This window comes from Pseudoalteromonas arctica (assembly GCF_012927645.1).
GTDB lineage: Bacteria > Pseudomonadota > Gammaproteobacteria > Enterobacterales > Alteromonadaceae > Pseudoalteromonas > Pseudoalteromonas arctica_A.
In genome coordinates this window covers 1-3,756 of record NZ_JABBMT010000065.1, presented here as the reverse complement: position 1 = coordinate 3,756, position 3,756 = coordinate 1, and the positions used below count along the sequence as shown (strand labels likewise).

The following is a 3,756-nucleotide window of genomic DNA, read 5'->3' as shown; positions in this document are numbered from 1 at the left end:
AATCGCTGGCTTGTTGTTCTTCGATAATGTTACGCCATTGTTCAAGGCTGCGTGTTTTTCTCATGGCTATCTCCTCATTGAAATTCGGAAATAGCTTAATCGGTTTGACGAGTTACTGGCAGGTGCATTTTGCTAGACGCTTACGATTCACCTTCAGTAAACAGGACTATAAAATCATTGCCTTCGCGGCAGTCTGGCATCGATAAGGCTCTTGCAGCTATGGCAATACCATCTTTTGCAGGTATTGCATCACAAGTTTTTGCTAAGCAATCTGTTATTGATAATTCTTTGGCAGCTATGGCAAAACCAATAGCTTTAGAAAGTGCAATGCAGGCTTTTTCTTCTCAGCAGGCTGTTATTGATAACGCAATGGCAGCTATAGCGAGACCATCTTTTATAGATATTGCATCACAGGTTTTTGCTAAGCAATCCGTTATTGATAATTCTTTGGCAGCTATGGCAAAACCAATAGCTTTAGAAAGTGTAATGCAGGCTTTTTCTTCTCAGCAGGCTGTTATTGATAACGCAATGACAGCTATAGCGAGACCATCTTTTATAGATATTGCATCACAGGTTTTTGCTAAGCAATCTGTTATTGATAATTCTTTGGCAGCTATGGCAAAACCAATAGCTTTAGAAAGTGCAATGCAAGCTTTTTCTTCTCAGCAGGCTGTTATTGATAACGCAATGGCAGCTATAGCAGATTCCTCTAGTCTTGCGCACGCTATTAAAAGTTTTGCTACAGCTAGTTCAGTTTTTCTATCTGATTCAAGTTATTTATCTGAAATGGCGCAAGTAATATCTGCCGTTAATATGGAGTCAATAAATGCATCTAGCATAGAAAGGGAGCTAGAGAGTACAGAGTCTAAATTTAACTTGGTGGAAAATGGTAAAAACTTTCTCAGCACTTTCAAAAGTTTGCCACCTTTAATTCAATTTATACTTTTTGCCTTTTTAATGAATGTCATTTTACCGCAAGTAAATAGCATTTCAGCAAATCTGCTGACTCCTTTAGTAGAAAATTATTTAGAATCTAACAAAAAATCAGATAGGCAAAAAATCAAAGATATCAAAAAAATTCCACTTACATTGAATGATATTGATACAACAGATTTGCGATTTATAACAGGCAATAACGTGCGTCTTCGAGCTAACCCTTCTACCAACGCTGAAATTTATGATGAATTAGTCCTAGGCCAAATCGTAACGGTTTTAGCAAAGAAAAGGAATTGGGTAGAAGTTATGTATGAATATGAAGGCGGTGAGTCTATGTCTGGTTGGGTATTTACTAGGCATACCGCAAAATTCGTAAAATGAAACTAACAAGGAGCTTTTATATACCAAATTTGTGTCATACTACTGACACAAAGCTGTCCTTAAGCCGTAACTCATTATTGTCCAGAAATGAGTTAGATCAATCTATTAGATCTAATTACATCGTGATTTAAATATTGACAGTTTGAATCTAGACTAATACAAATTAGCCTAGCTGATTTCATTTTTTCACTCAATGTACCCCGTTAGCTTTTCACTGTCTTGGAGTACTTGGAAATGGAGAGTGACTTCATATTTACCAGCTTTCAATATGAAACTTACAAGGCATTTACCCCAATTTAGGAACTGAGTACAGTACTGTACTGTACTCATCGAATGCACAAGGAGGACACGTTGGCTCCATTAAGCTACACTTGTATTTTCATATAATTTGAGCTTATTGCATAAGAAAGATGACGTGCTCCAATTAAAGTTAAAAGCAGCTTAATAAGTCTTTATTAAAGTTAATGCCACTCAGATTGTTATCTGTAATTAATTTTTTAAAGTCATCAGTACAATAAACAGAAAGGCCTCCTTGCAATTTTGACTTAAAAAGTAACTTATCTTGTATATCATTAGTATCAAAGACTAACGTTTTGAGACCATCCTCATAACCATCAAGGTATGCTTTTTCTGTCAATGTTAAGTCTTCAGATGCAAAATTGAGTGTGTTAAATAAGAACATTTCTTCACTGTCAGTTTTTAATGGAACGAACTCGCCACAATTTATGATCGCTTCATTAAGGCAATTATACGCCCGTCGATTAAGCACTAAGAAACAGCCATATAGGTTTACATCATAATTTTGTTTTTTTGCTCGTGGTTCATGCTTACACACAAACCCATGCTCAGAGAGTTCAAGTAACGTTTTTTTCCCTCTTGGAATATCATCCATAACGACTTCAAGTATTTCATCAAACGGCTGGCCAGTCTTATCAATAATTTGATTTGTCATCTCGACAATATCGAGGTCAATTACATCACATGTTTCTGTGGGTTTTCTCAGTAAGTATGTATTCATATACCTTTCCATAGTTCATCTTTCTCTTCGAAAATTTTGCTAGGTAACGTCCCTGTTTTAATCATTGTCTTCACATTGCGTAGTTTATTAACAAACAACCCTTTGTCTTTTGTCATGCTTCCACCTAAGCTTTCACCAATCCATGTTTCGTAATTATACCTATGCAACTTTCGGTGTGGAGGTGATTCTTTAGTGGCCCAGTCATGCTCTTTATGTCTCACAAAATTAATTAACCAAATACCATTATGAGGGTCGTTAATACCAATACCGACCATATGCAAATTTAATCTTGCTCGTAATACAGCCTGTTTGTTATCACGCCCTGTACCAGGAATAATATGATGTGCTTCATGATATTTCGTCGGTTTTGGTTCACCAACGGCAAAAAGAAATCGGGCTAAATTATTGGTGGTATTGCTTGTATGATGAGTTTCTTCAAGTAAAGCTTTACGCGTCGAATGGCTGCTACTAACGCGATACGACTCAAGAGCAGACTGAGCAATCGATACAGATTCAATTCTCTTTTTTTCTATTTGTAAATGGTCATAATCTAAAGCTAATTTTTTTAATTTTTCGGCGCTTGGATTTTTTTTGATGCTTTCATCGTGATAACTTTTAGCTTTGAGTTCAAAGTTATAAATTGCCATATCTAGCGGAGTTGGATTTGCAGGCCTATCTGGTTTTGGGTATTCCCTTAATGTAGTCATTACTTAATATATTCCTTTATTAATGTGACCCCAAATTAGTGCATACTCATGACAAATGCAAGAAATTCAGCTTTAAAGCAGCTGTGACGGTTATTGATTTGTACACTCTATAAGCCAGAAATCACGATAAGGGCTATGTAGAATTTCAACTTTACAACTATCCTTTATTGAAATATTTTGGCGTATCGGCTCACAAAAGGAGATTACGTATGCACACAGATAGTGATTCAACATCATTCACCAGTACAGGCTTTAAAACAGCATGCAACATTTTATCATTGTGGGAATGCAGTTCTGAGCAAGCTCAACGTATACTTAAGCTCTCAAAAACTTCCTATCATAAATTTAACGCTGCTCCTGAGACTGTGAAGCTCAACAACGAGCAATTAGAACGTATAAGTTGTCTACTCAATATTCACCACGCATTACGTTGCATGTTTAGCAACCCCGAAAATGTCAGGAAGTTTATGAAAATGAAAAACCATAATGACTTTTTTGCAGGTCGTTCGCCACTAGAAGTGATTGAGCATGGAGAATTCCTAGAACTTAACGAAGTAGCGAAGCGTATTGATGCATTGCAAAATAACTTATGACCTGGTCAACTAAATTCAGTCACCCTAGTTAAGCTACTTTTTCTAACTCATTAATTTTAAATTCAAAATCATTTGGGCTTTGATACCCTAAGTAGGAATGCAATCGGTTACTGTTGTACCA

Annotated in this window: 4 protein-coding genes; 2 read left to right on the top strand and 2 right to left on the bottom strand. The window is 36.2% G+C overall.

The genetic code is table 11. The features are described 5' to 3' along the window. The first annotated feature begins 219 nt into the window (after positions 1-219). Positions 220-1,317 carry an SH3 domain-containing protein gene (locus HHO47_RS18735; RefSeq protein WP_169021664.1) on the top strand — a complete coding sequence of 366 codons (1,098 nt, stop codon included), beginning with the start codon at positions 220-222 and terminating at the stop codon, positions 1,315-1,317. Positions 1,318-1,747: 430 nt separating this feature from the next. Here the strand turns inward: HHO47_RS18735 and HHO47_RS18730 are convergent, their stop codons facing one another. Continuing rightward, complete coding sequence (locus HHO47_RS18730; protein ID WP_169021663.1) at positions 1,748-2,335, bottom strand: hypothetical protein; 588 nt, start codon at positions 2,333-2,335, stop codon at positions 1,748-1,750. Further along, positions 2,332-3,042 (bottom strand): AHH domain-containing protein, encoded by a 711-nt coding sequence (locus tag HHO47_RS18725; RefSeq protein ID WP_169021662.1) that lies wholly within the window; start codon positions 3,040-3,042, stop codon positions 2,332-2,334. The genes HHO47_RS18730 and HHO47_RS18725 overlap by 4 nt, the downstream gene beginning before the upstream one ends. Positions 3,043-3,251: 209 nt before the next feature. Here HHO47_RS18725 and HHO47_RS18720 point away from each other — a divergent pair, with 209 nt between their 5' ends. Next, the gene (locus HHO47_RS18720) at positions 3,252-3,635 is read left to right on the top strand and encodes an antitoxin Xre-like helix-turn-helix domain-containing protein (RefSeq protein ID WP_169021661.1); all 384 of its coding nucleotides are present in this window, start codon (positions 3,252-3,254) and stop codon (positions 3,633-3,635) included. The last annotated feature ends 121 nt before the right edge of the window (positions 3,636-3,756 follow it).